This is a genomic window from Acutalibacter sp. 1XD8-36 (genome assembly GCF_009917525.1).
Taxonomy (GTDB): Bacteria; Bacillota; Clostridia; order Oscillospirales; family Acutalibacteraceae; genus Acutalibacter.
Genome location: NZ_QZDU01000001.1, coordinates 182,075 through 206,574, shown reverse-complemented (window position 1 = coordinate 206,574; position 24,500 = coordinate 182,075). Strand labels below are relative to the sequence as shown.

At 52.2% G+C, this 24,500-nt stretch carries 24 protein-coding genes and 1 other RNA gene; 17 read left to right on the top strand and 8 right to left on the bottom strand.

All coding sequences use genetic code 11. The features are described 5' to 3' along the window. The first annotated feature begins 77 nt into the window (after positions 1-77). From D5270_RS01210 to argF, 15 genes are all read left to right on the top strand, one after another. On the top strand, positions 78-1,424 hold the full coding sequence (locus tag D5270_RS01210; RefSeq protein ID WP_166542373.1) for a hemolysin family protein: 1,347 nt from the start codon (positions 78-80) through the stop codon (positions 1,422-1,424). 65 nt (positions 1,425-1,489) lie between these two features. Then, positions 1,490-2,809: an MATE family efflux transporter gene (locus D5270_RS01205; protein WP_166542756.1), complete on the top strand. Its 1,320-nt coding sequence runs from the start codon at positions 1,490-1,492 to the stop codon at positions 2,807-2,809. A 137-nt stretch (positions 2,810-2,946) separates the two neighbouring features. Beyond that, positions 2,947-3,642, top strand: coding sequence for an ABC transporter ATP-binding protein (locus tag D5270_RS01200; protein ID WP_166542372.1), 696 nt, complete (start codon positions 2,947-2,949; stop codon positions 3,640-3,642). Next, entirely contained in the window at positions 3,639-5,276 is a 1,638-nt protein-coding gene (locus tag D5270_RS01195) for a putative ABC exporter domain-containing protein (protein WP_166542371.1), read from the top strand. The genes D5270_RS01200 and D5270_RS01195 overlap by 4 nt, the downstream gene beginning before the upstream one ends. Positions 5,277-5,302: 26 nt before the next feature. Then, positions 5,303-6,562, top strand: a complete 1,260-nt coding sequence (gene hflX / locus D5270_RS01190; RefSeq protein WP_166542370.1) for a GTPase HflX — start codon at positions 5,303-5,305, stop codon at positions 6,560-6,562. Between the two features lie 2 nt (positions 6,563-6,564). Then, positions 6,565-7,137 (top strand): hypothetical protein, encoded by a 573-nt coding sequence (locus D5270_RS01185; protein ID WP_166542369.1) that lies wholly within the window; start codon positions 6,565-6,567, stop codon positions 7,135-7,137. Positions 7,138-7,248: 111 nt separating this feature from the next. Then, on the top strand, positions 7,249-8,475 hold the full coding sequence (locus D5270_RS01180) for an argininosuccinate synthase (protein WP_166542368.1): 1,227 nt from the start codon (positions 7,249-7,251) through the stop codon (positions 8,473-8,475). Positions 8,476-8,487: 12 nt separating this feature from the next. Beyond that, positions 8,488-9,042 (top strand): NUDIX hydrolase, encoded by a 555-nt coding sequence (locus D5270_RS01175; protein ID WP_166542367.1) that lies wholly within the window; start codon positions 8,488-8,490, stop codon positions 9,040-9,042. Then, positions 9,039-10,433, top strand: a complete 1,395-nt coding sequence (gene argH, locus D5270_RS01170) for an argininosuccinate lyase (protein ID WP_166542366.1) — start codon at positions 9,039-9,041, stop codon at positions 10,431-10,433. The genes D5270_RS01175 and argH overlap by 4 nt, the downstream gene beginning before the upstream one ends. Continuing rightward, positions 10,426-11,466 carry an N-acetyl-gamma-glutamyl-phosphate reductase gene (gene argC, locus D5270_RS01165; RefSeq protein WP_166542365.1) on the top strand — a complete coding sequence of 347 codons (1,041 nt, stop codon included), beginning with the start codon at positions 10,426-10,428 and terminating at the stop codon, positions 11,464-11,466. Before argH ends, argC begins: the two co-directional genes overlap by 8 nt. Positions 11,467-11,490: 24 nt before the next feature. Beyond that, a complete protein-coding gene (gene argJ, locus D5270_RS01160) occupies positions 11,491-12,708 on the top strand; it encodes a bifunctional glutamate N-acetyltransferase/amino-acid acetyltransferase ArgJ (RefSeq protein WP_166542364.1) in 1,218 nt (405 codons plus the stop codon). A 10-nt stretch (positions 12,709-12,718) separates the two neighbouring features. Further along, positions 12,719-13,045: a hypothetical protein gene (locus D5270_RS01155; protein WP_166542363.1), complete on the top strand. Its 327-nt coding sequence runs from the start codon at positions 12,719-12,721 to the stop codon at positions 13,043-13,045. A 15-nt stretch (positions 13,046-13,060) separates the two neighbouring features. Then, a complete protein-coding gene (gene argB, locus D5270_RS01150; protein ID WP_166542362.1) occupies positions 13,061-13,912 on the top strand; it encodes an acetylglutamate kinase in 852 nt (283 codons plus the stop codon). A gap of 12 nt (positions 13,913-13,924) precedes the next feature. Then, complete coding sequence (locus tag D5270_RS01145; protein ID WP_166542361.1) at positions 13,925-15,094, top strand: aspartate aminotransferase family protein; 1,170 nt, start codon at positions 13,925-13,927, stop codon at positions 15,092-15,094. A 28-nt stretch (positions 15,095-15,122) separates the two neighbouring features. Beyond that, on the top strand, positions 15,123-16,028 hold the full coding sequence (argF, locus tag D5270_RS01140; RefSeq protein WP_166542360.1) for an ornithine carbamoyltransferase: 906 nt from the start codon (positions 15,123-15,125) through the stop codon (positions 16,026-16,028). On the opposite strand, the gene D5270_RS01135 is transcribed toward argF, so the two are convergent. Together D5270_RS01135 and D5270_RS01130 are read right to left on the bottom strand one after the other, a co-directional pair. Then, a complete protein-coding gene (locus D5270_RS01135) occupies positions 16,003-17,082 on the bottom strand; it encodes an AI-2E family transporter (RefSeq protein ID WP_166542359.1) in 1,080 nt (359 codons plus the stop codon). The two genes, argF and D5270_RS01135, sit on opposite strands and share 26 nt — an antisense overlap. A 140-nt stretch (positions 17,083-17,222) precedes the next feature. After that, a complete protein-coding gene (locus tag D5270_RS01130; RefSeq protein ID WP_330587311.1) occupies positions 17,223-17,399 on the bottom strand; it encodes a hypothetical protein in 177 nt (58 codons plus the stop codon). 295 nt (positions 17,400-17,694) lie between these two features. Here D5270_RS01130 and D5270_RS01125 point away from each other — a divergent pair, with 295 nt between their 5' ends. Together D5270_RS01125 and rnpB are read left to right on the top strand one after the other, a co-directional pair. Then, entirely contained in the window at positions 17,695-19,149 is a 1,455-nt protein-coding gene (locus D5270_RS01125) for a nicotinate phosphoribosyltransferase (protein ID WP_279286457.1), read from the top strand. 32 nt (positions 19,150-19,181) lie between these two features. Continuing rightward, an RNA gene (gene rnpB / locus D5270_RS01120) (RNase P RNA component class A) lies at positions 19,182-19,553 on the top strand. A gap of 41 nt (positions 19,554-19,594) precedes the next feature. Here rnpB and proC read toward each other — a convergent pair. From proC to D5270_RS01090, 6 genes are all read right to left on the bottom strand, one after another. Next, on the bottom strand, positions 19,595-20,413 hold the full coding sequence (gene proC, locus D5270_RS01115) for a pyrroline-5-carboxylate reductase (protein WP_166542358.1): 819 nt from the start codon (positions 20,411-20,413) through the stop codon (positions 19,595-19,597). 14 nt (positions 20,414-20,427) lie between these two features. After that, on the bottom strand, positions 20,428-21,675 hold the full coding sequence (locus tag D5270_RS01110) for a glutamate-5-semialdehyde dehydrogenase (RefSeq protein WP_166542357.1): 1,248 nt from the start codon (positions 21,673-21,675) through the stop codon (positions 20,428-20,430). Then, positions 21,662-22,483, bottom strand: a complete 822-nt coding sequence (gene proB / locus D5270_RS01105; RefSeq protein WP_166542356.1) for a glutamate 5-kinase — start codon at positions 22,481-22,483, stop codon at positions 21,662-21,664. The genes D5270_RS01110 and proB overlap by 14 nt, the downstream gene beginning before the upstream one ends. A 145-nt stretch (positions 22,484-22,628) precedes the next feature. Further along, positions 22,629-23,834, bottom strand: coding sequence for a [FeFe] hydrogenase H-cluster maturation GTPase HydF (hydF, locus tag D5270_RS01100; RefSeq protein ID WP_166542355.1), 1,206 nt, complete (start codon positions 23,832-23,834; stop codon positions 22,629-22,631). Between the two features lie 12 nt (positions 23,835-23,846). After that, on the bottom strand, positions 23,847-24,251 hold the full coding sequence (locus D5270_RS01095; RefSeq protein WP_166542354.1) for a VOC family protein: 405 nt from the start codon (positions 24,249-24,251) through the stop codon (positions 23,847-23,849). A gap of 1 nt (position 24,252) precedes the next feature. Next, complete coding sequence (locus D5270_RS01090) at positions 24,253-24,471, bottom strand: hypothetical protein (protein WP_166542353.1); 219 nt, start codon at positions 24,469-24,471, stop codon at positions 24,253-24,255. Positions 24,472-24,500 lie beyond the last annotated feature (29 nt).

Sequence of the window (24,500 nt, the reverse complement as noted above, 5' to 3'; positions counted from 1 at the left end):
TTGACATTACACACCTTTTCCTGTACAATAATAGTGATATATAAAATTTTCCAATAAGGAAAGGAGTTTCCACCACCATGCCAGAAGACCCTGACGGTACTACCGCCATATTACTGATACTGACTATTATTTTTATGTTCCTGTCAGCTTTCTATGCTGCCGGAGCCTCGGCTGTATACAGCTTGTCATTTTCTAGGGTGAAGCGCGACGCCGAATCCGGGGATAAGAAGGTGAAAGCTCTTTTAAAGATTATCGAGGCCCAAGAGACCGTTGTGTCGCCTTTGCAGTCGGGCCTTCTCCTGTGCGGGCTTTTTGGACTTGCCTTTTGTATTACGGCCTTGCAGCGTCCAATAGCCGGACTATTCCCGGATACGATGCAGGCTGGTCTGCGCTGGTGCCTTGGCAGCCTGCTGTCTGCGCTGGGATATATTCTGCTGTTTTTTATGCTGTGCGACCTTCTTCCGAAGAAAATCGCCCGACATTGGGCCCAGAACTTTGCATACCGGCACGCTAAGCTCATCGGCAGGTTGTCATATGCTGCTATGCCGTTCCTTGCGGCGACTAATGTCATTGTAAACGGCATACTGCGACTGCTGCGCATAGACCCACATAGCCTTGACGACGCAGTAACCGAAGAGGAGATACTGCAGATGGTAGGCGAGGGCGAGGAGAAGGGCGTTATTGAGGAGACAGAGAAGGATATGATAGCCAATATCCTGGACTTTAACGATACTGCCGCCGGAGAGATAATGACTCACCGCACAGATATTGCCGCCGTACCTGACGACGCTGACATCACCCAAATTGTAGCTGTGGCCCTGGAGCACGGCTGTTCCCGTGTGCCTGTGTACCATGAGGATATCGACTCGGTAGTGGGCATATGCTATGTGAAGGACCTGCTGCCGTATGTGGGAGTAACGGTGCCCAAGGTGGTTTCCGTTACTAAGCTCATGCGCCCGGCATATTTTATTCCTGAGACGAAAAAGTGCAGCCAGCTCTTTACCGAAATGACTGAGCGCAAGGTGCAGATAGCTATTATAGTGGATGAATATGGCGGTACTGCCGGACTGATAACCCTTGAGGACCTGATGGAGTCCATAGTAGGGAATATCCAGGATGAGTATGACAACGAGGAGGAGGAAATACACCGGGTCAGTGAGACCGAGTTTACTGTGGACGGTACAGCGTCTATTGACGAGATATCGGACCTGACCGATGTAGAGCTTCCTGAAGGAAATTATGACACCATCGGCGGACTTGTAACAGAGCTGCTGGGGTACATCCCCAAAGAGGGGGAGCAGCCCCAGGTGGAGGTGGCCGGACTGAGCATAAAGGTACTGGGAGTAGAGGACAGACGGCTGTCCAGGCTGCTTATTATTAAACTGCCGCCCAAGGATGAAGACGAAAGTGAGGAGGATGAATAGCCTTGAGAGACCAGGCAAAGGTTAAGAGGGAGCAGGACCTTGGCTCTGACAGTATAGGTCGGCTTATGTTCACCCTGGCTGTTCCGGCGATAACCGCCCAGCTGGTGAATATGCTGTATAATATTGTGGACCGCATCTATATCGGGCATATCCCGGAAATAGGCTCAAATGCGCTGACAGGTGTAGGAATCTGCTTTCCGATAATCATTCTGATAATGGCATTCAGCTCGCTGGTGGCAATGGGCGGCGCTCCGCAGGCCGCTATAGCAATGGGCCAGCAGAATAACGAGAAAGCAGAGAGGATACTCGGTAACTGCTTTACAAGTCTGCTTATAGTGGCAGTTGCGCTAACAGCAGTATTTCTTATATTTGGTGAGCCTATCCTGTGGGCTTTTGGAGCCAGTGAAAACACCATAGGCTATGCCAATGATTATCTGCAGATATATATAATCGGAACAGTCTTTGTGCAGATAGCCCTTGGCATGAACATGTTTATCACCACTCAGGGCTTTGCAAAGACAAGTATGCTAACCGTAGTCATAGGCGCGGCGTTGAACATAATCCTGGACCCGGTGTTCATTTTCATGTTTAACATGGGTGTACAGGGTGCGGCTCTGGCGACAATCATCTCCCAGGGAGTTTCAGCGGCCTGGGTCATCAGGTTTTTGACCGGGAAGAGAACCAATCTGCATATAAAAAAGCACTGCATGAGAATAAGCCCGCAGATAATGCTGCCGGTACTGGCGCTGGGGGTATCGCCATTTATTATGCAGAGCACTGAGAGTCTGCTGAGCGTTGTGCTAAATACATCCCTGCTCAAATATGGGGGAGATATTGCAGTAGGGGCGTATACCGTGCTGGGGAGCGTCATACAAATTGTCAATCTGCCGATGCAGGGACTTTTTCAGGGCGCCCAGCCTATTACAAGCTACAACTATGGCGCGCAGAAGTTTGACCGCGTAAAAAAATCAGTCCGCCTGCTGACCATCACCGCCGTTACCTACGGCACTGTGTTCTGGCTGGCGCTTATGCTGGTGCCTCAGGTATTCGTGGGCATGTTTACGAGCGACGCCGCGCTGACAGAGACGACCGTATGGGCAATGCGTATTTTCCTTGCCGGTGTATTTGCTTTCGGGTTTCAGGGGTCATTTCAAAATTCCTTCCTGGCCCTGGGACAGGCCAAGGTCTCGCTATTGATGGCACTGCTTCGGAAAATAGTTCTGCTGATACCGCTGATATTTATAATGCCGGTATTTTTTGAGAACAAGCTGTTTGGCGTTTTCATTGCAGAGCCCATTGCGGATATACTTGCCGCTATCGTCACAACTATAGCCTTCATTACATGGGCCCGCAAGAATCTGAATAAACCTAAAAAGGACACCTGATTGGAAACCTTATTTATTTAATGCTATTCATAAATCTGTCATATGTCTTACAATTTTGTAAGGGCTCTTGCCTAGAGCCCTTTTACTGTGCTAAGATATGGCTTAGATGTCTGTGAATAAGAGAAAGGGGTTTATTTATGCTGTCAATTAGCGGAGTAACAAAAAAGTACGGTAAGAACATAGCAAACGACAATATAAGCTTTGCTGTTGGAGACGGACAGATAGGAATTTTAATGGGGCCTAACGGTGCGGGGAAGTCCACAATTATTAAATGTATAACTGGCCTTCTGCGATTTACCGGGCGTATAGAGATAAACGGCGCGCTGAATAATACAGTTGAGGCCAAGCGTCAGCTGGGATATATCCCGGAAATGCCCGCGGTGTATGACCTTCTCACAGTGTCCGAGCATCTGGAGTTCATCCGCAGGGCATACAAGGTGCAGGATGAGGCCTATTCCCAGCAGCTTCTAGAGCGTCTGGAACTCTGGGACAAGAAGGATAAGCTGGGTAAGGAGCTGTCTAAAGGTATGCAGCAGAAGCTGTCTATCTGCTGTGCCCTCTGCCATAAGCCCCGCGTTGCCGTGTTTGATGAGCCGATGGTTGGCTTGGACCCGCACGCTATAAAGGAGCTGAAGAATATCTTCAGGGAGCTCAAGGATGACGGCGTTTCCGTGCTCATAAGCACCCATATGATAGACAGTGTCGAAGACTATTGGGACGTGGCTAATATCATGATGAACGGCCGCTTCGCCGCAACCATGCTCAACGACGGCAGCGAAGGGGAGAGCCTTGAAGATTTGTTCTTCCAGATAACAGAGGGAGGTGCACAATGAGAAGCCCTCTGGTATATCTCACAGTAGTTAAGCTGAAAAACCAGCTGAAAGAGGCAGTAAAACACCCGGCGAAGCTGTTTTATGTGGTATTTCTGGCGGCAATGCTGGCAATTACAGTTATAGGCGGGCGGGACACTCACATGGAGCCCCGGCCTCTATATGAGCTGACGGCAATTATGGTCCTGTTCTACAGCCTTATGTTCCTTATGACCTTTATTAACGGCCTAAATGGAGGGGCTGGAAATTACCCAATGTTCACACTTTCCGACGTGAGTATGCTGTTTCCGTCGCCGCTAAAACCCAACAAGGTCCTTTTCTATGGCCTCACGCGGCAGCTGGGCCTTTCCCTGCTGCTGGGCTTTTTCCTGCTGTTCCAGTACAGCTGGCTCCATGCGGCCTACGGCCTTGAATACGTGCACCTGATACTGATAGTGCTGGGCTATGCCATGTGCCTGTTTTTGGGACAGGTCTGCGCCATGGCCGCCTATACCCGCACCAGCGGTAATGACAGTGCCCGGCGATTGGTGCGTTATTTCGTTTACGGCGTGACCGTGGGTTTTGTGGCCTGGCTGCTCTACAACTGCGCTCCCCGGGTCACCGTGGGAGCCAACTCCGACGATATGTTCTCGTTTGCGCTGTACGGGGTATTGGAGGCCGGGGCTGACTTCCTCTCCAGCATAGGCGTGTTCTTCCCGGTGTCCGGCTGGGCCGCGGGGGTCATCGGCGGCATCTTTACAGGGGATTACGCCATGGTAGGCATCTGCGCCCTGCTGATGGCAGCCGCCTTTGCCGCAGCACTCCTGCTGGTAATAAAGAACAAAAACAACTATTATGAGGATGTGCTGCAGACCGCAGAGGTAGCCCAGTCAGCCATCACCGCCAAGAAAGAGGGCCAGCCTGCTGAGGTTACCCCCAAGAAGGTGCGCGTAGGCAAGACCGGCCTGGGGAAAGGCAGCGGCTCCAGCGCCTTGTTCTACAAGCATTTGCTGGAAAACCGGCGCTCAGGGGTATTCCTGTTCTCAAAAATGACTATGATATTCATGCTTATAATCATCGGCAGCGCGGTGATGTACAGCTTTATGTTCTCGGACGAGGAGAGCAATACCGCTGCGTTTGTGGCAGTATTCACCATGAGCACATATATGCAGATGTTCTCTGAGAGCATGGGCAGATTTAACTGGGAGATATCCAAGCCGTATATTTATCTCATACCGGAGCCTCCGCTTAAAAAGCTGCTCTGGGCTACAGCCGAGACCCTGGTGTCAGACTGTGTAGAGGCGGTATGCCTGTTTGTGCCCATCGGACTGATTCTAAATATGAGCCCGCTGGAAACAGTTCTGTGCATATTGGCGCGGATATCCTTCTCCCTGCTGTTCACATCTGGAAATATGCTGGTGGAGAGGGTGTTCGGCACGGTGCGCTCCAAGGGGTTGATACTGTTTTTCTATATCATCTCCCTGATGGTGATGGCTGTGCCCGGAATTATTTTGGGTGCGTTTGCCATGGGCATGGAGCTTCTGCCCGGGGCTGTTGGAATGCTGCTGGGTATGATAGCTGCCAATGTACCCATCGCGCTATTAGTGATGTTCCTTTGCCGCAATGTCTTGCAGTATGCGGAGCTGAACGGAAAATAACATACCTATTATAGAGGAGGGGTATTATGTTTGAAAATGAGGAGGCTATGGAGCGGGCACTGCTGGTGGCCCTGGATACTGGGGAGTATGACGCGGAGGCCTCTCTCGCAGAGCTTGGGGAGCTCACTGAGAGCGCCGGAGCTGACCCGGCCTTCACCCTGATGCAGAAGCGTCCGGCCCCGGATTCAGCTACATGTATCGGCTCCGGCATGGCTCAGGAGGCCGCGGAGCTCATAAAGCGGGAAAAACTGGACCTGTGTATCTTCGACAGAGAACTGAGCCCCACCCAGATACGCAACCTGGAGGAGCTTTTTGGTGTGCGGGTGATTGACCGCACAATGCTGATTCTGGACATCTTCGCCCAGCGGGCAAGAAGCCGTGAGGGCAAGCTCCAAGTTGAGCTTGCCCAGCTTCGCTATATGCTGCCAAGGCTCACGGGCCGGGGTACTGCCCTCTCAAGGCTAGGCGGAGGCATTGGCACCAGAGGCCCTGGTGAGACCAAGCTTGAGACAGACAGAAGGCATATACGGCGCAGGATAGGCAGCCTAAAGGAGCAGCTCGACGAGGCCGAGGCAGCCCGGGTCGTTACCGGGAAGCGGAGAAAGAAAAATTCAGTGGTATCTGTAGCGCTGGTGGGCTATACCAACGCGGGTAAGAGCACCCTTATGAACAGGCTTACACAGGCTGGGGTGTTGGCAGAGAATAAGCTGTTCGCCACGCTGGACCCGACTGCCAGGGCCCTAAAGCTGCCCTGCGGCAAGACAGTGATGCTCATTGACACGGTTGGGCTTATACGCCGGCTGCCGCACCACCTGGTTGAGGCGTTTAAGTCAACTCTTGAGCAGGCGGCAACGGCGGATATACTCCTGAACATCTGTGATGCGTCCAGCCCCGAGGCTAGGGAGCATTTACAAGTGACCGAGGACCTTCTGCGCAGCCTGGGCTCTGGGGAGCGTCCTGTTGTACCGGTGCTGAACAAGTGGGACGCGGTGAAGGACGAGGAACTGGCACCGCGCCTGCCCGGGGCGGTGCGTATAAGTGCGCTGAACGGCGACGGTATTGACAGGCTTCTACAAGCTGTTGAAGATAGCCTGCCCGAGAAGACCTTCGAGGTGGAGTTGCTGTTGCCCTTCGCAAAAAGCGGCCTTGCGGCAAGGCTCCGGGAGGAGGGAGCTGTGCTAAGCGAGGAATATGTGGAGGACGGCCTAAGGCTGACAGCTAGGGTGGATGAGCGGCTGTACGGTCCTGTAAAGGAGTATGACCTGAACTTAAGAGAGGAGGAGTAGCCATGTTCTATCACGCCAGCCCTGTTCACTGTATTGAGGTGCTGGAACCCAGGGTCTCAAATCATGGAAAACCGTTGGTGTATCTGTCAAAAAAGAGAGAAAATGTGCTGCCATACCTCTCCAACGCCATCGAGAAGTACTGCAAGGAGACGGGCTTTCCGATAGAAGGAACCATGCGCAAGTGGGGCAGCTACGGCTTTTATAACGGCCTTGTGCGCATGGACGAATACTGGCCGGGGGCTCTGGAGGACACCTATAAGGGGGTTCCTGGCTATATCTACGCCGCGGGCGAGGTGTCCGGCATGGAGGAGCTCCCGGACATCCCGGACGCTGTGATTACCTCAGAGTCCGTGCCGGTCCTTGGCTGCGAATACGTGCCGGACGCCTATGAGGCCATACTTACCGCCGCCGGGGAGGGGCGGATACTTATACGCCGGTATGAGGAGCTTCCGGAGAAAACGCTCGCCTGGATAGACAGCTGCATCAAGGAGCAGTATGAGGAGGCTCGGGATATCCCCACATACAGGCATTTCCTTAGGGGCAAGTTTCCCGAAATTACCGCCGGACTTGAATAAGTGTATGTCAAAAGGGCCAAAATGAATAATTATTCATTTTGGCCCTTGATTTTTTGGAATTTCGTTGTATAATAATGTAAGAAAGAAAACTACGAGAAAGGGATTTTAACTATGGCTAAGGAAATAAAAAAAGTTGTGCTGGCATACTCAGGCGGTCTCGATACATCTATCATCATTCCATGGCTAAAGGAGAACTATAACAACTGTGAGGTTATTGCAGTTTCAGGTGACGTAGGGCAGGGTACCGAGCTGGACGGCCTGGAGGAAAAGGCTAAGAAGACCGGTGCTTCAAAGCTCTATGTACTGGACCTGAAAGAGGAGTTTATACAGGATTATGTATATCCCACGGTAAAGGCCGGAGCTGTATATGAAAACAAGTATCTGCTTGGTACGTCTTTTGCAAGGCCAATTATAGCCAAGGGTATTGTAGAAATAGCCAAGAAGGAGGGCGCCGACGCCATCTGCCATGGCTGCACCGGCAAGGGCAACGACCAGGTGCGTTTCGAGCTGGCAATAAAAGCCTATGCGCCGGACATGACTGTTATCGCCCCCTGGCGTATCTGGGACATCAAGTCCCGCGAGGAGGAGATAGAGTACGCCGAGGCCCACAATATTCCCTTAAAGATAAACCGTGAGACCAACTACTCTAAGGACAAGAACCTCTGGCACCTGTCCCATGAGGGCCTGGACCTTGAGGACCCCTCCAATGAGCCTCAGTATAATAAGCCTGGATTCCTGGAGCTGGGAGTATCTCCCGAACAGGCCCCGGACGAGCCCACCTACATCACTCTCCACTTTGAGAAGGGCGTGCCCACCTCGCTTGACGGCGAGACCCTCTCCTGCACTGATATGGTGACGAAGCTCAACGAGTTGGGCGGTAAGAACGGTATTGGTCTTGCGGATATTATAGAAAACCGCTTAGTAGGTATGAAATCCCGCGGTGTTTATGAAACTCCCGGGGGCACTATACTCTACCATGCCCACAATAAGCTTGAGGAGCTCTGCCTTGATAAGGAGACATATCACTATAAGCAGCAGATTGCTCTGAAATTTGCCGACTTGGTATATAACGGCCAGTGGTACACGCCATTGCGTCAGGCCCTGTCTGCTTTTGTAGACAGCACCCAGGAAACTGTTACCGGTGACGTAAAGCTAAAGCTATATAAGGGCAATATCATTGACGCTGGCGTGACCTCAGCTTATTCTCTTTATGATGAAGATATTGCTACCTTTGACGAGGACGAGGTATATAATCAGGCCGACTCCGCAGGTTTCATCAACCTGTTTGGACTGCCCATCAAGGTACAGGCAAAGAAGGGTTTGACATACGATAAGTAAAGGGTATTGCAAATGGAACTGATAGACATATATGATAAAGATGGAAGGGCTACTGGCATAGTAAAGGATAAGAAAGCACCTCTAGGGCCTGAAGAATACCGCATGGCTGTGGGCATTTGGATAATGGACAGCAGCGGGCATATATTCCTCACCAAGCGCAGCATGGACAAAAGCTATGCCCCCGGCAAATGGGAAAATCCCGCCGGGCACGTGCAGGCCGGAGAGGGCCCTGAGCACGCGGTTATTCGTGAGCTCTTTGAGGAGACCGGCCTGACGGTATCTGAGGAGCAGATAACCCTGCTGGGCTGCTCCTGCAGCTGGCCTTATATAGGCCGGGATTTTGGTGTGCGCATGGATGTGGATTTGAGCAATGTACGGTTCCAGCAGGGCGAGACTTGTGACGCCAAGTGGGTGACCTTTGACGAGTTCATCACGATGGCCCGGGATGGAGAGTTCGCCCCCTCTCTTACGGACCATATGCGCGACTACCGGGAAGCGTTTTTAGACTTTGCCGGATGCTCAGGCAGCAGGGAACTTGATTTCTTGACGGTGGAGGAACAGAGATGAAGCTATGGAAAGGGCGCTTCAAAAAGGAAGCTGACCCAAGGACCAACGATTTCAACTCCAGTATCGCCTTTGACAGCCGCATGTACAGGCATGACATAGAGGGCAGTATAGCCCATGCCACAATGCTTGGGCGGCAGGGTATTATCGGCGCTGAGGAGAGCGAAAAAATATGTGCTGAGCTGAAGAAAATACGGAATGATATAGACAGCGGAGCGCTTGCTATTGACCCGGACGCTGAGGATATCCATACCTTTGTTGAACAGGAGCTCACCGCAAGGCTCGGCGACACCGGCAAGCGCCTGCACACCGGCCGAAGCCGCAACGACCAGGTGGCTCTGGATATCCGGCTGACTCTGCGGGAGGACTGTTTGTCACTAATAGAGCAGCTTCGAGGACTGCTCCGGGTGCTCTGCAAAAAAGCCGGGAAGTACAGTGCGGCAGTTATGCCCGGCTATACCCACATGCAGCGCGCCCAGCCGGTCACCTTTGGGCACCATCTGCTGGCCTATGCCGAGATGCTGATACGGGACATTTCCAGATTTGAGGACGCATTGAAGCGTATGAACAAGTGTCCCCTTGGCAGCGGCGCCCTGGCAGGGACAACGTACCCCCTGGACCGTGAGCTGACTGCGGAGCTGTTGGGTTTCCCGGCGCCCACAAAGAACAGTTTGGACGGCGTGTCTGACCGGGATTTCTGCGCGGAGATTGCCTTTGCAGTATCTTTATGTATGGTGCACCTGTCCAGGCTCTGTGAGGAGCTGGTACTCTGGAGCTCATGGGAGTTTAAGTTCATCGAGCTGGATGACGCTTACTGCACCGGCTCAAGCATTATGCCACAGAAGAAAAACCCGGATTTAGCCGAGTTAATCCGGGGGAAATCAGGGCGTGTGATTGGCGACCTGACTGCGCTACTGACTATGATGAAGGGGCTGCCATTGGCCTATAACAAGGACATGCAGGAGGACAAGGAGGCCGTGTTCGACGCGGTGGACACGCTGAAGCTGTGCCTTACGCCCCTTATACCGATGCTCGATACAATGACAGTCCTAGAGCAGAATATGCGTAAGGCAGCAGCCGGAGGCTTTATAAACGCTACAGACTGCGCGGACTGGCTGGTGGCTGCAAAGGGCTTGCCATTTAGAGACGCATACAAAATAACCGGAGAATTGGTAGCCCTGTGCATTGAGCGGGGAGAGACACTTGAGAGCCTGCCTCTTGAGGAGTACAAGCGTGTACATCCGGCCTTCGATGAAGGCGTATATGAAGCTATATCCCTGGATAAGTGCGTGGGCGACCGTAAGGTGCTTGGCGGGCCTGCACCGGAGAATGTGAGGGCCCAGGCGGCATGTGTGTTGGATCTGCTGGATAAGGAGGAAAAAGGGCATGGATAAGATAAAGGCCGGGGTGGTCGGCGCTACCGGCTACGCGGGAGCGGAGCTCTGTCGGCTGATAATTGGTCATCCTGAGGCGGAACTGTCAGCAATAAGCTCCGTGAGCTTTGAGGGCAAGGCGCTCTCTGAGGTCTACCCGGCATACTTTCATATGTGTGACATGATATGCGGGACACAGGAGCAGGTGGTAGAGCAAAGTGACGTTATTTTCGCAGCGCTGCCCCACGGACTTTCCCAGGAGCTGGCGGCTGAATGTATGAGAGCCGGGAAGGTCTTTATCGACCTGGGAGCAGATTTCAGGCTGGAGAGTGAGGACGAATATCTGGAGTGGTACGGCGGCGGCTTTACCGATAAGGCTCTGCACAATGAGGCAGTATACGGCCTGCCAGAGCTGTTCCGGGAGCAAATCAAAGGGAAAAGGCTTATCGCCAATCCCGGCTGCTATACTACGGCAGTACCGTTGGCTATAGCGCCAGCTCTGGAGGCAGGATTTATTCAGCCGGAGGGCATAATTGCCGACTGCAAGTCCGGTGTGACCGGCGCGGGGCGCAAGCCAACTCAGGGCAACCATTACCCTGAGTTGAACGAGGGCTTTACAGCCTATAAGGTAGCCAGCCACCGGCATACCCCGGAGATGGAGCAGACCCTGTCAAAAATAGCTGGGCAAGGGCTGAAGCTGACATTTGTGCCGCACCTGCTGCCAATTAACCGCGGTATACTGGCTACCTGCTATGCAAAGCTTACCCCGGGCGCGACGCTTGAAAAGATACGTGAGGCCTATGAAAAAAGGTATAGTGGAGAGTTCTTTTTACGGCTGCTGCCAGAGGGACAAGCTGCTAACGTGAAGAATGTGCGCTATACGAATTTCTGTGATATCTCACTTTTTGCCGACCCGCGCACCGGGACATTTGTAGCTGTTTCAGCCATAGACAATATGGTTAAGGGTGCAGCAGGACAGGCGATACAGAATATGAACCTTGCATTTGGCATAGACGAAACTGCCGGTCTGCGGCTTATACCCCCGGCATTTTAAATTATCAGTTTAGGAGAATAGGAAATGGAATTTATAAAAGGCGGCGTAACTGCCGCTAAAGGATTCTCTGCGAGCGGCATACACTGCGGCATCCGCAGGAACAAGACCAAGCCTGATTTGGCCCTGATACTCAGCGACCGCACGTGTTCCGCCGCCGGGGTCTATACCCGCAACCTGGTGAAGGGCGCACCCATTACTGTAACCCGGAAGAATATAGCTGACGGCAGAGCCCAGGCTATCATCTGCAACTCGGGCATTGCAAATACCTGCGCCCAGGATGGCATTGAAAAGGCAGAGGCGATGTGCCGCGTAGCAGCTTCGGCGCTGGATTTAAAGCCGGAGGACATAGTTGTTGCGTCAACGGGGGTTATTGGCCCGTCGCTGCCTATTGAGCCCATTGCCGAGGGTATGGCTGAGCTGAAGGCGTCACTGAAGGAGGACGGCTCTCATTCTGCTGCCACAGCCATAATGACTACGGATACGGTGCCAAAGGAAGCCGCAGTTAAATTCACGATAGGCGGCAAGACAGTAAACATAGGCGGCATATCAAAAGGCAGCGGCATGATACACCCAAACATGGCAACTATGCTATGCTTTGTGACTACTGACTGTGCTATTGCGCCTGATATGCTGCAAAAGGCGGTCAAGACTGCCGCAGACGCAACCTTCAACATGATAGATGTGGACGGTGACACCTCCACTAACGACACCTTTGTGGTACTGGCAAATGGAGCTGCCGGAAATGATGAAATAGTTTTAGAGGGAACAGACTATGACGCATTTGTAGCTGCTCTGGAGGCTGTGGGCCGCAAGCTTGCCATGATGATGGCAAAGGACGGTGAGGGTGCCTCAAGGCTCATAGTCTACCGTGTAGACGGCGCTCCTGACTTGGAAACCGCCCGCACTGTTGCCCGCTCTGTGAGCAGCTCCACCCTTGTGAAGGCCGCTTTCTTCGGTGCTGACGCCAATGCCGGAGGCCGTGCTATGTGCGCCATAGGCTATTCTGGAGCGGATTTGGACGTGGAAAAGATAGACATAGCCTTTAAGTCTGCAAAGGGGAGAGTGGAGGTAGTCAGGGCAGGTATGGGGATAGAGTTTTCCGAGGAGCTTGCCCTTGAAGTCCTCAAGGAGTCTGAAATAGAGGCACAGATAGACCTGCATATGGGCAGCATATCCGCTGAGGCCTATGGATGCGACCTGACCTATGACTATGTAAAGATAAACGCCGACTACCGCACCTAAGGAGGGTCATATGTTAGAAAAGCTGGGCATTAAAGGCCGGTGGGATATAGCCCCGGCGGTGTTTTCAGTGCTGCTGTATCTTAATTTTATTGTCATGCTTATGCTGTTCTTTACAGCTACAGGGGTGCTACTGCTATATGCCGTGCCATCTATGCTTACAGCAGGACTGCTTATCGCTGGCATAATAACCCACCTGATTACCCGGCACAGGGCCTGTAAGCTCTGGCGCAGGCTGTTGTTGGGCGGTATCGGGGCAAATTTTCTTCTGATTATTTTCTTTGTGCTGGTCGTATTTATGATGATTTCAGCATGGGGAGATATCCAGTCCATAAACTAAAAAGGGTGAATCAAAATGCAGGTATCCAACAGTGAGCGGGCCAATATACTTGTACAGGCCCTGCCATATATCAAAAAATACGCGGGAGCTACGGTAGTGGTGAAGTACGGCGGCAATGCCATGCTGGACGGCGAGCTGAAGTCGGCTGTTATGAGCGACATAGTGCTTATGCAGCTTGTGGGTATAAATGTTGTGCTGGTCCACGGCGGCGGGCCTGAGATAAACGCCATGCTGAATAAGATTGGCAAGGAGAGCAGGTTCATTGGCGGAATGCGCTATACAGACGAGGAGACCATCGGTATTGTGCAGCAGATACTGGCAGGGAAGGTGAATAAGGACCTGGTGCAGCTTCTGGAGAGTGCCGGAGGAAAAGCCATCGGCCTTTGCGGTTTAGACGGCTCCCTATTAAAGGCTGATAAACTGGAGGAGGACCTGGGGTTTGTGGGAGAGATTAGAGAGGTCAACGTGGATATCCTGCGTAATGCCGCGCAAAACGGCTATATCCCCATTGTCTCAACCGTTGCGGCTGGCTATCACGGAGAGGTGTACAATATCAACGCAGACATTGCCGCTGCCCGCATTGCCGCTGAGCTGGGGGCAATGAAGCTGATACTCATGACAGATGTTTGCGGCCTGCTTCGGGATAGGGACGACGAGAGCACGCTTATACCGGTGGTGAACGTCAGTGATGTGCGGCGCCTGAAAAAGGAGGGCGTAATAAACGGTGGGATGATACCGAAGATAGACTGCTGTGTAGACGCGGTACGCAGGGGAGTGGGCCGGGCACATATCATCGACGGGCGCATTGCCCACTCCATACTGGTGGAGCTGTTCACCGACGAGGGCATTGGCACCATGTTCTATTAAAGGAGATATCTTATGACTTTTCAGCAAATTAAAGAGCAGGAGCAGAAATACATCATCCACACCTATGGCAGAGTTGATGTTGCCCTGACAAAGGGAAGGAATGCCACAGCCTGGGATATAGATGGCAGGGAGTATATTGATTTTACCTCAGGGATAGGGGTAAACAGCCTTGGCTACAGTGACCCCGGTTGGGCAGAGGCAGTTTCTAAGCAGGCGGGGGAGATACAGCATATTTGCAACTACTATTACTCTCCGCAAAATACTGCTCTGGCAGAGGAACTCTGTGAGGCCGCCGGTATGGCCCAGGCATTTTTTTGCAACTCTGGGGCTGAGGCCAACGAGTGCGCCATCAAGATAGCGCGTAAATACGGTGAGAAACGCGGTGCGCATAAGATAGTCACTCTGGAAAATTCCTTTCACGGCCGAACGCTGACCACTCTTGCCGCAACCGGTCAGGAGGGATTTCATAAGGATTTTCTTCCGCTGACCGAGGGGTTTGTGTACGCCCAGTCTGGAGAAATTGAAGCAATAGATGCTCTTCTTGACGGAAGCGTCTGCGCCATTATGATAGAGACTGTACAGGGCGAGGGAGGGGTTGTACCCATTGCCCCAGAGTTTCTCAGCGGCCTGAGGCGGCTTTGTGATGAGCGAGATGTACTGCTAATAATCGACGAGGTACAGACCGGTGTTGGCCGCACAGGGCATTTCTACAGCTATCAGGGCTACGGAGTCTGCCCGGATGTTGTTACCAGCGCAAAAGGCTTGGCCGGTGGCCTGCCTATAGGCGCATGTTTAGTTACGGAAAAGCTCAGAAACATATTAAATCCCGGACAGCAGGGCTCTACCTTCGGCGGCAACCCGGTGGCCTGTGCAGGAGCAAGAGAGGTTGTCAGACGGGTGCGTTGCCCGGAGTTTTTGCAGAGTGTGCAGGAAAAGGGGCGCATTTTGACTGAGAGACTGGAAGCTCTGCCTCAGGTAGACTTTGTACGGGGCATGGGGCTTATGCTGGGCATAAAGCTCAAATCCGGCGATGCACATGACGTATTAATAAAATGCGCCCAACATGGACTTTTGGTGCTCACAGCAAAGGAGCTGGTTCGGTTCCTGCCTCCGCTGACTATAAGCGAGGATGAGATAAACCGTGGACTGGAGATATTCGCAAAGGTCCTTGAATCTATATAACAACTGAAACCAGAAAGGATAATCTGAAATGAAGCATTTACTGAAACTTTTGGATATGAGCGGCGAGGAGATAATCGAGGTACTAAACCTTGCCGACCAGCTGAAATACGAGACAAAGCATGGCATTGAGCACCATCACCTTAAGGGCAAGTGCTTAGGCATGATATTTGAAAAATCCTCGACTCGTACAAGGGTGTCCTTTGAAGTTGGCATAAACCAGCTTGGGGGCTATGCGGTGGTGCTGGCGTCGGAGGGCTCACAGATAGGCCGTGGCGAGCCGGTGCAGGACACCGCCCGAGTGCTGTCCAGATATGTTGACGGCATTATGATACGTACCTTTGAGCAGCAGGAGGTGGAGGACCTGGCGAAGTACGGCAGCGTGCCGGTAATAAATGGCCTTACTGACTTCTGCCATCCCTGCCAGGTGCTGGCAGACCTTATGACTATTAGAGAGTCCAAGGGCTCTTTTGAGGGCCTGAAAATGTGCTTTATCGGAGACGGCAACAATATGATGAACTCTCTTATTGTAGGTGGGCTGAAGGTCGGCATGAGTGTTTCTGTGGCTTGTCCTGAAGGCTACCGCCCACCTCAGGAGATATTGGATTTTGCAAATAGTTATGACTGCTTTGAGTTGACTGATGACCCCATGCAGGCGGCAAAAAACGCTGATGTTGTCATTACCGATGTGTGGACCTCCATGGGCCAGGAGGACGAGCGCCAGAAACGTGAGGCTGCCTTTGAGGGCTACTGCATTGACAAAAACCTTATGGCCCAGGCCAAGCCCGACGCTATGGTCCAGCACTGCCTGCCTGCCCACAGAGGCGAGGAGATTACCGAGGAGATATTTGAGGCAAATGCCCAGTATATCTTTGAGGAGGCCGAAAACCGCTTGCATGCGCAGAAGGCGGTCATGGTGAAGACGATGGCGAAATAAGACCTGGCAGGATTCCAGCATTACGAAAGAGTGAGTATAGCATAAATAATCCGGCAGTATATATCAGCACCCACAGGCTTCCCGCTGTCAGCGAGAAATACACCGCTGCCAGCATAGTCAGTGGGTGCAGCTTTGCAGTTGAGGCCACCAGCTTTGGCTCTACAACCTGGCGTACGCTGCCCATTACCATCCAGCCCACCAGTACCCCCAGCGCTCTGCCATAGGAGCCGGTCAGCGCCTGCCATACTGCCACAGGACCGAGGACTATTCCAGGTCCAAGCACCGGCAGTATATCTGCAAAACAGGTGATTACCGCTGTTATCAGAGGGTATGGTACGTTTAAAATTGAAAGAATTATAAAAGCTTCGCAGAAGCCGAGGAAATATATGAATACGTAGGAGAGCAGGTACTTTTTCCCTGTGCCGGAGGAGTGTGCGGCAGCAAGCCGGAGCTTACCAGCGGCTTTGTCGCTTATAAACCCTCTGGCCCAGCTCCGCAGGACATCAAAATCTTTGGCGATGAAGAACGCTGAAAAGCCTGTAACCAGTGCCATTGTCAAAAGCAGCGGCAGTGACGCAAGCACCGCTAAAACTCCGTTTATAGCTGCCATAGCAAGACCGGCGCTATTTTTCAGAAATTCTATCAACTGTTCTCTATTACGCTCCAGGAAATCTGCGTCTATCTGCCGAAAGGTGTCTCCGAGCCAGCTAAAAAAACTTCTAACAGGTGGGGAAAACTCCGGGAACCCGTCATTTGTGGCCTTAATAAGAAAGCCTGCAAGCTCCCGCACACCAAGCACGGTAATAAATATGAGCCCGGCAAACAGCAGTATCAGCGCTGTCACTGTGATGACACCCGAGGCGGCAGCGCGGCTGAGATGTAGTTTTTCCTCTGCCCATTTTATGACAGGCTGAAGCACCGCAGCTATCAGCAGGCCTAACAGGAAGGGGAGGGAGTAGAGGAATGTGGCCTTCCATAGCAGAAAAATTAGACTGTATGCCGCAAAAAACACCACCAGTGGGGCAAGACGTTTTAGTTCTTTGATTTGAAACATTTGCGCCTCCAAAACCGTTCTAATTGGTAATATGGAGGTATTTGAGCAAAATATGCGGTGAAAATGCATCCACGAAAAAGAAGCCCAGCCAGATAGTGCATGGGCTGGACTTCAATGCTATTATGCTATAGATAAAATTATTACAGCCTCTCCTCACCAGTGAGCAGCCACATGACGGAGACATTTAGTATTCTGGACAGAGCCAAAAGTTCCGTGTCTGTAACGTACCGAATCTGCCCCTCCAGCTTCGAGAGGCCTGAGGCATTTAAATCCACACCTCTTACCTGCAGCTGAGCCAGCAGCTCCTTTTGCTTCATACCCTGGCTCCTGCGAGCAGCCTCCACCCGCGCGCCAATCAAATTTTTCGTACCCAATGGTTGCCCTCGCAGTCTCATTAATATTCACTCCCCTGAATATGTTAGTTTTAACTTCAAATTCTACGTAAGATATTTTCTTTTATTTCATATTATAATAGCGCATTTGTAAAAAATCAACCCCTTTTAAGAAATAAATTTGTTAATATGCTAAAATGGAAAAATAAGACTGTACTTTTTTCAAGTTGCCTGCTATAATAAGGCAAAAATAGATGTGGAATCAGAGAGGGCGATTCAATTGAGCAAAAGCTTTTCCCAGCGTGAGCTGACAATGCTTACGGATTTTTATGAGATTACCATGGCGAACGGATATTTTCTGGAGGGATTCAAAGACACCGTATGCTATTTCGATATGTTTTTCCGCAAACTGCCAGATAACGGCGGATTTGCTATAATGGCCGGCGTTGAGCAGCTGGTCGAATACCTGAAGGGGCTGCATTTCTCCCCTGAGGATATTGCGTATCTCTCCGGCCGGAATATGTTCAGCGAGGAGTTTCTGGATTATCTGCAGAATTTCAAGTTTTCCTGCGATGTGTGGGCCATTCCGGAGGGAACGCCGATTTTTCCCGGTGAGCCTATTGTTACCGTTCGGGGCCCGGTAATACAGGCCCAGTTTATCGAGACCATGGTGCTGCTCTGTATCAACCATCAGAGCCTTATTGCAACAAAGGCAAACCGCATAGTACGTGCCTCCCATGGCAGGGCGGTGATGGAGTTCGGCTCCCGCCGGGCTCAAGGCTTCGACGGCGCTGTGCACGGGGCTAGGGCAGCATATATCGGCGGCTGTGCCGGCACCGCCTGTACTATTAGCGACCAGCTTTTCGGGGTTCCCGCTCTGGGTACCATGGCCCACAGCTGGGTGCAGTTGTTCGATAGTGAGTACGAGGCCTTTAAAGCTTACGCAAAGGCTTACCCAAATAACTGTGTACTGCTGGTTGACACCTATAATGTGCTGAAGTCCGGCGTGCCCAACGCTATAAAGGTCTTCAACGAGGTGCTTGTACCCAACGGATACCGTCCGTCGGGTATACGGATAGACAGCGGCGACATTACCTACCTGTCCCGAAAGGCCCGCAAGCTTCTGGATGACGCAGGATTTGAGGACTGCCAGATATGCGCCTCAAACTCTCTGGATGAATATATTATAAGAGACATGCTTATACAGGGCGCAAAGGTGGACTCCTTCGGTGTTGGCGAGCGTCTGATAACATCTTCATCCGAGCCGGTTTTTGGCGGTGTGTATAAGCTGGTGGGAGTAGAGAATCCTGATGGCACGGTCAAACCTAAGATTAAGATAAGCGAAAACGTGGTAAAGATTACAACTCCGTGTTTTAAAAATGTGTGGAGGCTCTTTGATAAGGAGACAGACAAGGCCATTGCGGATGTTGTTACTATGCACGATGAGATAATCGATGAAGAACAGCCCTACGTGCTCTTTGACCCAAACCACACCTGGAAGCGTAAGACAGTTGAAAACTTTCACGCGGTGCCGCTGCTGACGCAAATATTCAAGAATGGCGAGTGTGTCTATACCCCCAGGGCCCTTAACGCCATTAAAGCCTACTGCGCTGCCCAGGTAGACACCCTATGGGAGGAGGTCACACGCTTTGAAAACCCACATAGCTACTATGTTGACCTGTCCCAGGAGCTCTGGAACGAGAAGAACCGTATGCTCTCGGAAAAAAACTATTGACAGAGAGCACGCTTTACTCTAAAATAGGACTGTGAGCAAGCCGGGCAGTTGCGGGCGCGAGGCGAAAGCGCGTGTCTGAGGAAAGTCCGAGCTTCATAGGGCAAGGATAACGGCTAACCGCCGCCGGGGGCGACCCCAGGGAAAGTGCAACAGAGATATACCGCCAAAGGCCTGCGTTAGCGAAGTTTTTGGTAAGGATGGAAAGGCGAGGTAAGAGCTCACCGGCGCAGGGGGAACCCTGCGGCCCTGTAAACCCTATCCGAAGCAACACCGTGGAGGAGCGTCCCTTTAGTGGGAAAGCGTGGCCCGCGCGCTCTGTGGAGGTGGCGTGAGCCTGCTGGTAACGGCAGGCCAAGATAGATGACTGCTCAAGACAGAACTCGGCTTATAGACTTGGTCACATTAAAATGAGGAGCGCATTATGCGCTCCTCATTTTGTACCCCGTCACATGGACAGGTTTTTCTCATAGGCCGCTATGACAGCCTCCATCACTGCGCTCCTAAACCCAAGGCTCTCCAGCTTCCTCACTCCCTGGATGGTGACCCCGCCGGGGGAGCAAACTTCATCCTTTAGCTGTCCCGGATGCTTTCCGCTTTCCAGCACCAGCCGTGCCGAGCCAGCCACCATCTGTGCCGCAAGCTCCACAGCCTGTGCTCTTGGCAGCCCGCAGACCACGCCGCCGTCTGCAAGAGCCTCTATGAACATGTCTACAAACGCCGGCCCGCAGCCCGCCAGTACGCCGCCTATATCCATAAGTTTTTCCGGCAATGGGGACAGCAGCCCTGAGGCCTCAAGCGCCTCCAGAAATACAGCTTCTTCCTCTGCTTCAACCTCAGGGCTGCTGAGATACAGGCTCATGCCCTCGCCAATACCTGCAGGCGTATTAGGCTTTAGCTGTATCACCGGATAATTAGCGCCAGACATCACCTGTATTTTAGCAATATCCAGCCCGGCGGCAATATTAACAAGGATAAAACGGTCCTCACGGGCTTTGAAAATAGGGGAGAGGCCTTCAAGCAATTCAGGCATACCCTGGGGTTTTACTCCAAGAAATATGTACTTTGCCTTGTGAGCCACGGTGCTATTATCTGTCTCAGCTACGCAGCCAAGCTCCGAAGCCAGTGCTTCCGCTTTCGAGTATGTGCAGTTGGATAAAAATACCTTTTCACCCGGCACCTTGCGGCAGACAGCTCTCGCCAGAGCACCCCCCATATTTCCGGTGCCAATAAAACCGAATGTGGGCCAATCTCTTTGATTTAACATAATTTTCTCCTTTTCTAACGAACCTGTCCCTGCCCATATACTACATATTTACTGCTTGTCAGTTCTTCAAGGCCCAGGGGCCCCCGGGCGTGCATTTTTTGAGTGGATATACCTATCTCCGCGCCCAGACCAAACTCGCCGCCGTCGGTGAATCTGGTAGAGGCATTTACATAAACTGCAGCGGCATCTACAAGGTCAAGGAAATGCTTGGCGGTAGAGTGGTTGTTTGTTATGATACTCTCTGAGTGCCCTGTAGAATGAGCGTTTATAAATTCAATGGCCTCCTGAACGCTGCCAACGATTTTAACTGCCAGGGTATAGTCCCCATACTCAGTGTCCCAGTCGCTATCATAGGCAGGAACACCTCTGCAGTCTAATATAGCAAGAGCCTCGCTGTCGCAGCGCAGTTCAACATTATGCTTGTCCAGCAGCGGCACAGCTTTGCTTAAAAATTCCTCCGCGGCTTCCCGGTGGATAACCACACACTCAGCGGCATTACATACAGACGGGCGGGAGCACTTAGCATTCTCCAGAATAGCAGCACCCATATCAAGGTCTGCCTCACGGTCAATGTACACATGACAGACCCCCTCGCCAGTACGGATTACCGGTACACTGGAGTTTTTTGTAACAGCCCTGATAAGTCCCGCGCCGCCTCTGGGAATCAGCACATCAATATATTGGTTCAGGTGCATCAATTCATTTACAGTTTCCCTGTCAGTGTCCTGTACTAAAGAGATACTGTCTTCAGGCAGTTCCGCGCCCACGAGGACTTCTCTCATTATCTCCACTGCCGCACGGTTTGAGTTTATAGCCTCGCTGCCGCCCCGCAGAACACAGGCATTGCCGGATTTTAGGCAAAGCGCAGCGGCGTCTACGGTCACGTTTGGCCTGGCCTCATATACCATAGCCACCACGCCCAGGGGTACCCTCCGCCTGCCTATAATAAGTCCGTTTGGCCTGGTCTCCATACGGTCTACCTCGCCGATGGGGTCGGGGAGGGCGGCGACTTGACGCAGGCTGTCAACAACTCCGGCAATACGCTCAGGCGTGAGAGTCAATCTATCCAACAGGGAGGAGCGCATACCGCATTCTTTCGCCGCAGCCAAATCATTTTCATTTGCCATCAGCCACCGCTCCTGCTGCTTGGTCAGAGTCTCAGCCATAGTCTCTAAAACCATGTTTTTCTTGGAGGTCTCTGCAGTGGACAGTATATAAGCCGCCCGCTTAGCCGCCGCGCATTGAGCTTCAAGTTTTGTCATCAGTGACACCTGCCTTTCCTTTTGCAATAAACCTTGTTCCAATATTCTCACCCTCAACTATTCCATATAGCGTCTCAGGCCGCCCACCGTTCGCAATCACCATATCGCACCCGGCATCCATCGCTATCTCTGCCGCGGAGAGCTTAGTTGCCATCCCGCCGGTCCCCTGCCAGGTACCGGCACCGCCCGCCATACCCAGTATATCCGGGGTTAGTTCTGTTACCCTGTGCAGAAGCACAGCCTGAGGATTTGTGCGCGGGTCGGCGCTATACAGGCCGTCGATATCGCTGAACAGCACCAACAGGTCCGCACCGCAGAGTGACGCGACTATAGCCGAGAGGGTGTCGTTATCGCCCAGCACCTTATGCCGCCCAGTCTCTATCTCCGCGGAAGACACAGAGTCGTTTTCGTTTACCACAGGGATGACTCCAAGCTCCAGCAGCGCAGAGAAAGTCCTGCGCAGGTGCTCTGCCCGGGAAGGGTCCTCCACGTCCTCGCCGGTGAGCAGTATCTGTGCCATGGTACGGTTATACTCAGAAAAAAGCTTATCGTATATATGCATCATCCGGCACTGTCCAACTGCAGCGGCAGCCTGCTTCATCCTGAGAGATGAAGGGCGTTCAGGCAGCCCGATACGAGCTGTGCCCACGGCTATGGCCCCTGAGGTTACAAGTATCACCTCACGCCCAGCCCCAGACAGGTCGCTGAGCACACGCACCAGCCGTTCCATGCTCCGCAGGTCAAGACTGCCGGAGGTGTGGGTCAAAGTGGATGTTCCCACCTTGACGACTATCCTCTTCATTTTCATTATATCTGTTTCCCCAATCGTTTCAAAGTGTTAGCATAATAAAGTATAGCAGATTTTCATTCAAAAGGGAATGAGTAGAAGCAAAACAAAGCAGCCAAGCATATCCGGCTTGACTGCTATATTTTAGGCTATATTGACAATTTCCTCACTTATCCAGCAACTCCAGTATGTCTGGGAATGCCTCCAGGCTCCGGTGCAGTATGCCATGCATATGGGCGATGGCAACGCCATAGTTCACTATAGGCACACCGGCCTTTTTAGCTCTGGCTACCCGGCTCTTCATCTCAGTTTCATTAAGCATACATCCGCCGCAATGAACGATTAGCTTATATCCATCAGGATTTTCCGGGAACTCCCCGCCTGATGTAAAGGTATAGTCCGGCTTCACGCCGGTAAAGTTCTCTATCCATCCTGGTAGTTTTACTGTGCCTATATCCCCGCACTGCCTGTGGTGGGTGCAGCCCTCGGAGATAAGCACTGGGTCATTATCCTTTAAATGCGATAGCTGTACCGCGCATTGTACTAGCATGGGCAGGCTGCCCTTATATCTGGCGAACAGTATTGAGAACGAGGTGAGCAGTATATCCTTTGGCGTGACTTTAGCGACCTTCTGAAAGGCCTGTGAATCGGTTATCACGATTTTTGGCCTCTTTGCAAGCATTCCAAGAGTTGCAGCCAGCTCCTCAGTCTGACAGGTTACAAAAGCACAGTGTGCATCGAGAATATCCCGCATGGTCTGCTGCTGAGGGAGAATCAGCCGCCCTTTGGGCGCGGCAGCGTCTATAGGCGTTACCAGCACAGCCAAATCCCCGGGGCTCAGCAGGTCGGCTACGATACGGCGCTCGTTACCAGTTTTGCCGGCAAAGGTCCCAAGCTTTTCCTTGAGAGCGGTTACACCGTCACCTGTCTTTGCGCTCACATACAATGAGTCCTCGCCAAGCTGTGTATGCTCTGGCAAAAGGTCGGCTTTGTTATACGCGACGCAGTAGGGGAGGCCTCTTTCTTTAAACAGCTTCAGCAGTTCTTTATCAAGCCCGCTAAGTCCCTGCAACGCGTCCACTACCAGTACGGCGATATCAGTTTTAGCCAATATCTGCCGCGCCCTCTCTACACGCAGTTTGCCCAGCTCACCCTCGTCGTCCAGCCCTGGAGTATCAATTATCACGACCGGGCCAATAGGCAGCAGCTCCATGGCTTTCTGCACGGGATCAGTAGTGGTACCCTTTACATCGGATACCACCGCCAACTGCTGTCCGGTTACGGCATTTACAAGGCTGGATTTTCCGGCATTGCGCATACCAAAGAAAGCAATATGGGGCCGCTCCGCGGAGACAGTCTCGTTTAGGCTCATATTATCCCTCCGTTACTCAAAAATCCGTATCACATATCCGTCTATAGTTGTGGCCCGGCAGACCTTGCCGCCCCAGGGCTGGTCCTCCACCGGGGTTATTTTGTCCCAGCCGCTTTTGGTGACATGCTCATACAGGCTATCAATGCCCTGCACCTGCATAAAGGATATTTCGCCGCCGTCGGGCTCGCCCGCGAACACCTGAAAGCCGGTGAAGGGAGCAAGGTGAGTGGCCTCAATTTCCGGCGGAGTATCGAACACTACTCCGTATTGTCCCCGGCCGTTGCTGTCACGCTCCACAATATTGCTGTACCAGCCCATGACTTCCTCAAACCACTTAGCGGTCCTATCCATGTCGGGAGTAAGATAAATCGCGGCGTTTTCCCTCACATAGTAGCCCTTTTCACTGAATCTGCTCAAATTATTTCCTCCTTCTCATCAGCAATTTTTCGTCAATAGCGGCAATTTTCTCTTTACTCTTGACCTGGCTGCAAAAAGCCAGCTTACCTATTTCCTCCCGGTCGGTGCGGTTCCTTTCGATGGTATCTAAAGCCTCAGCCGGCAGGGTGACTCCGTATATCCCGCCGTACTCATAGTGCCACTCCGGGTCAAAATAGTCGGGAGCCATCCTGCAGTACACGAGCCACAGAAATGTTCAGTCAAGGCATG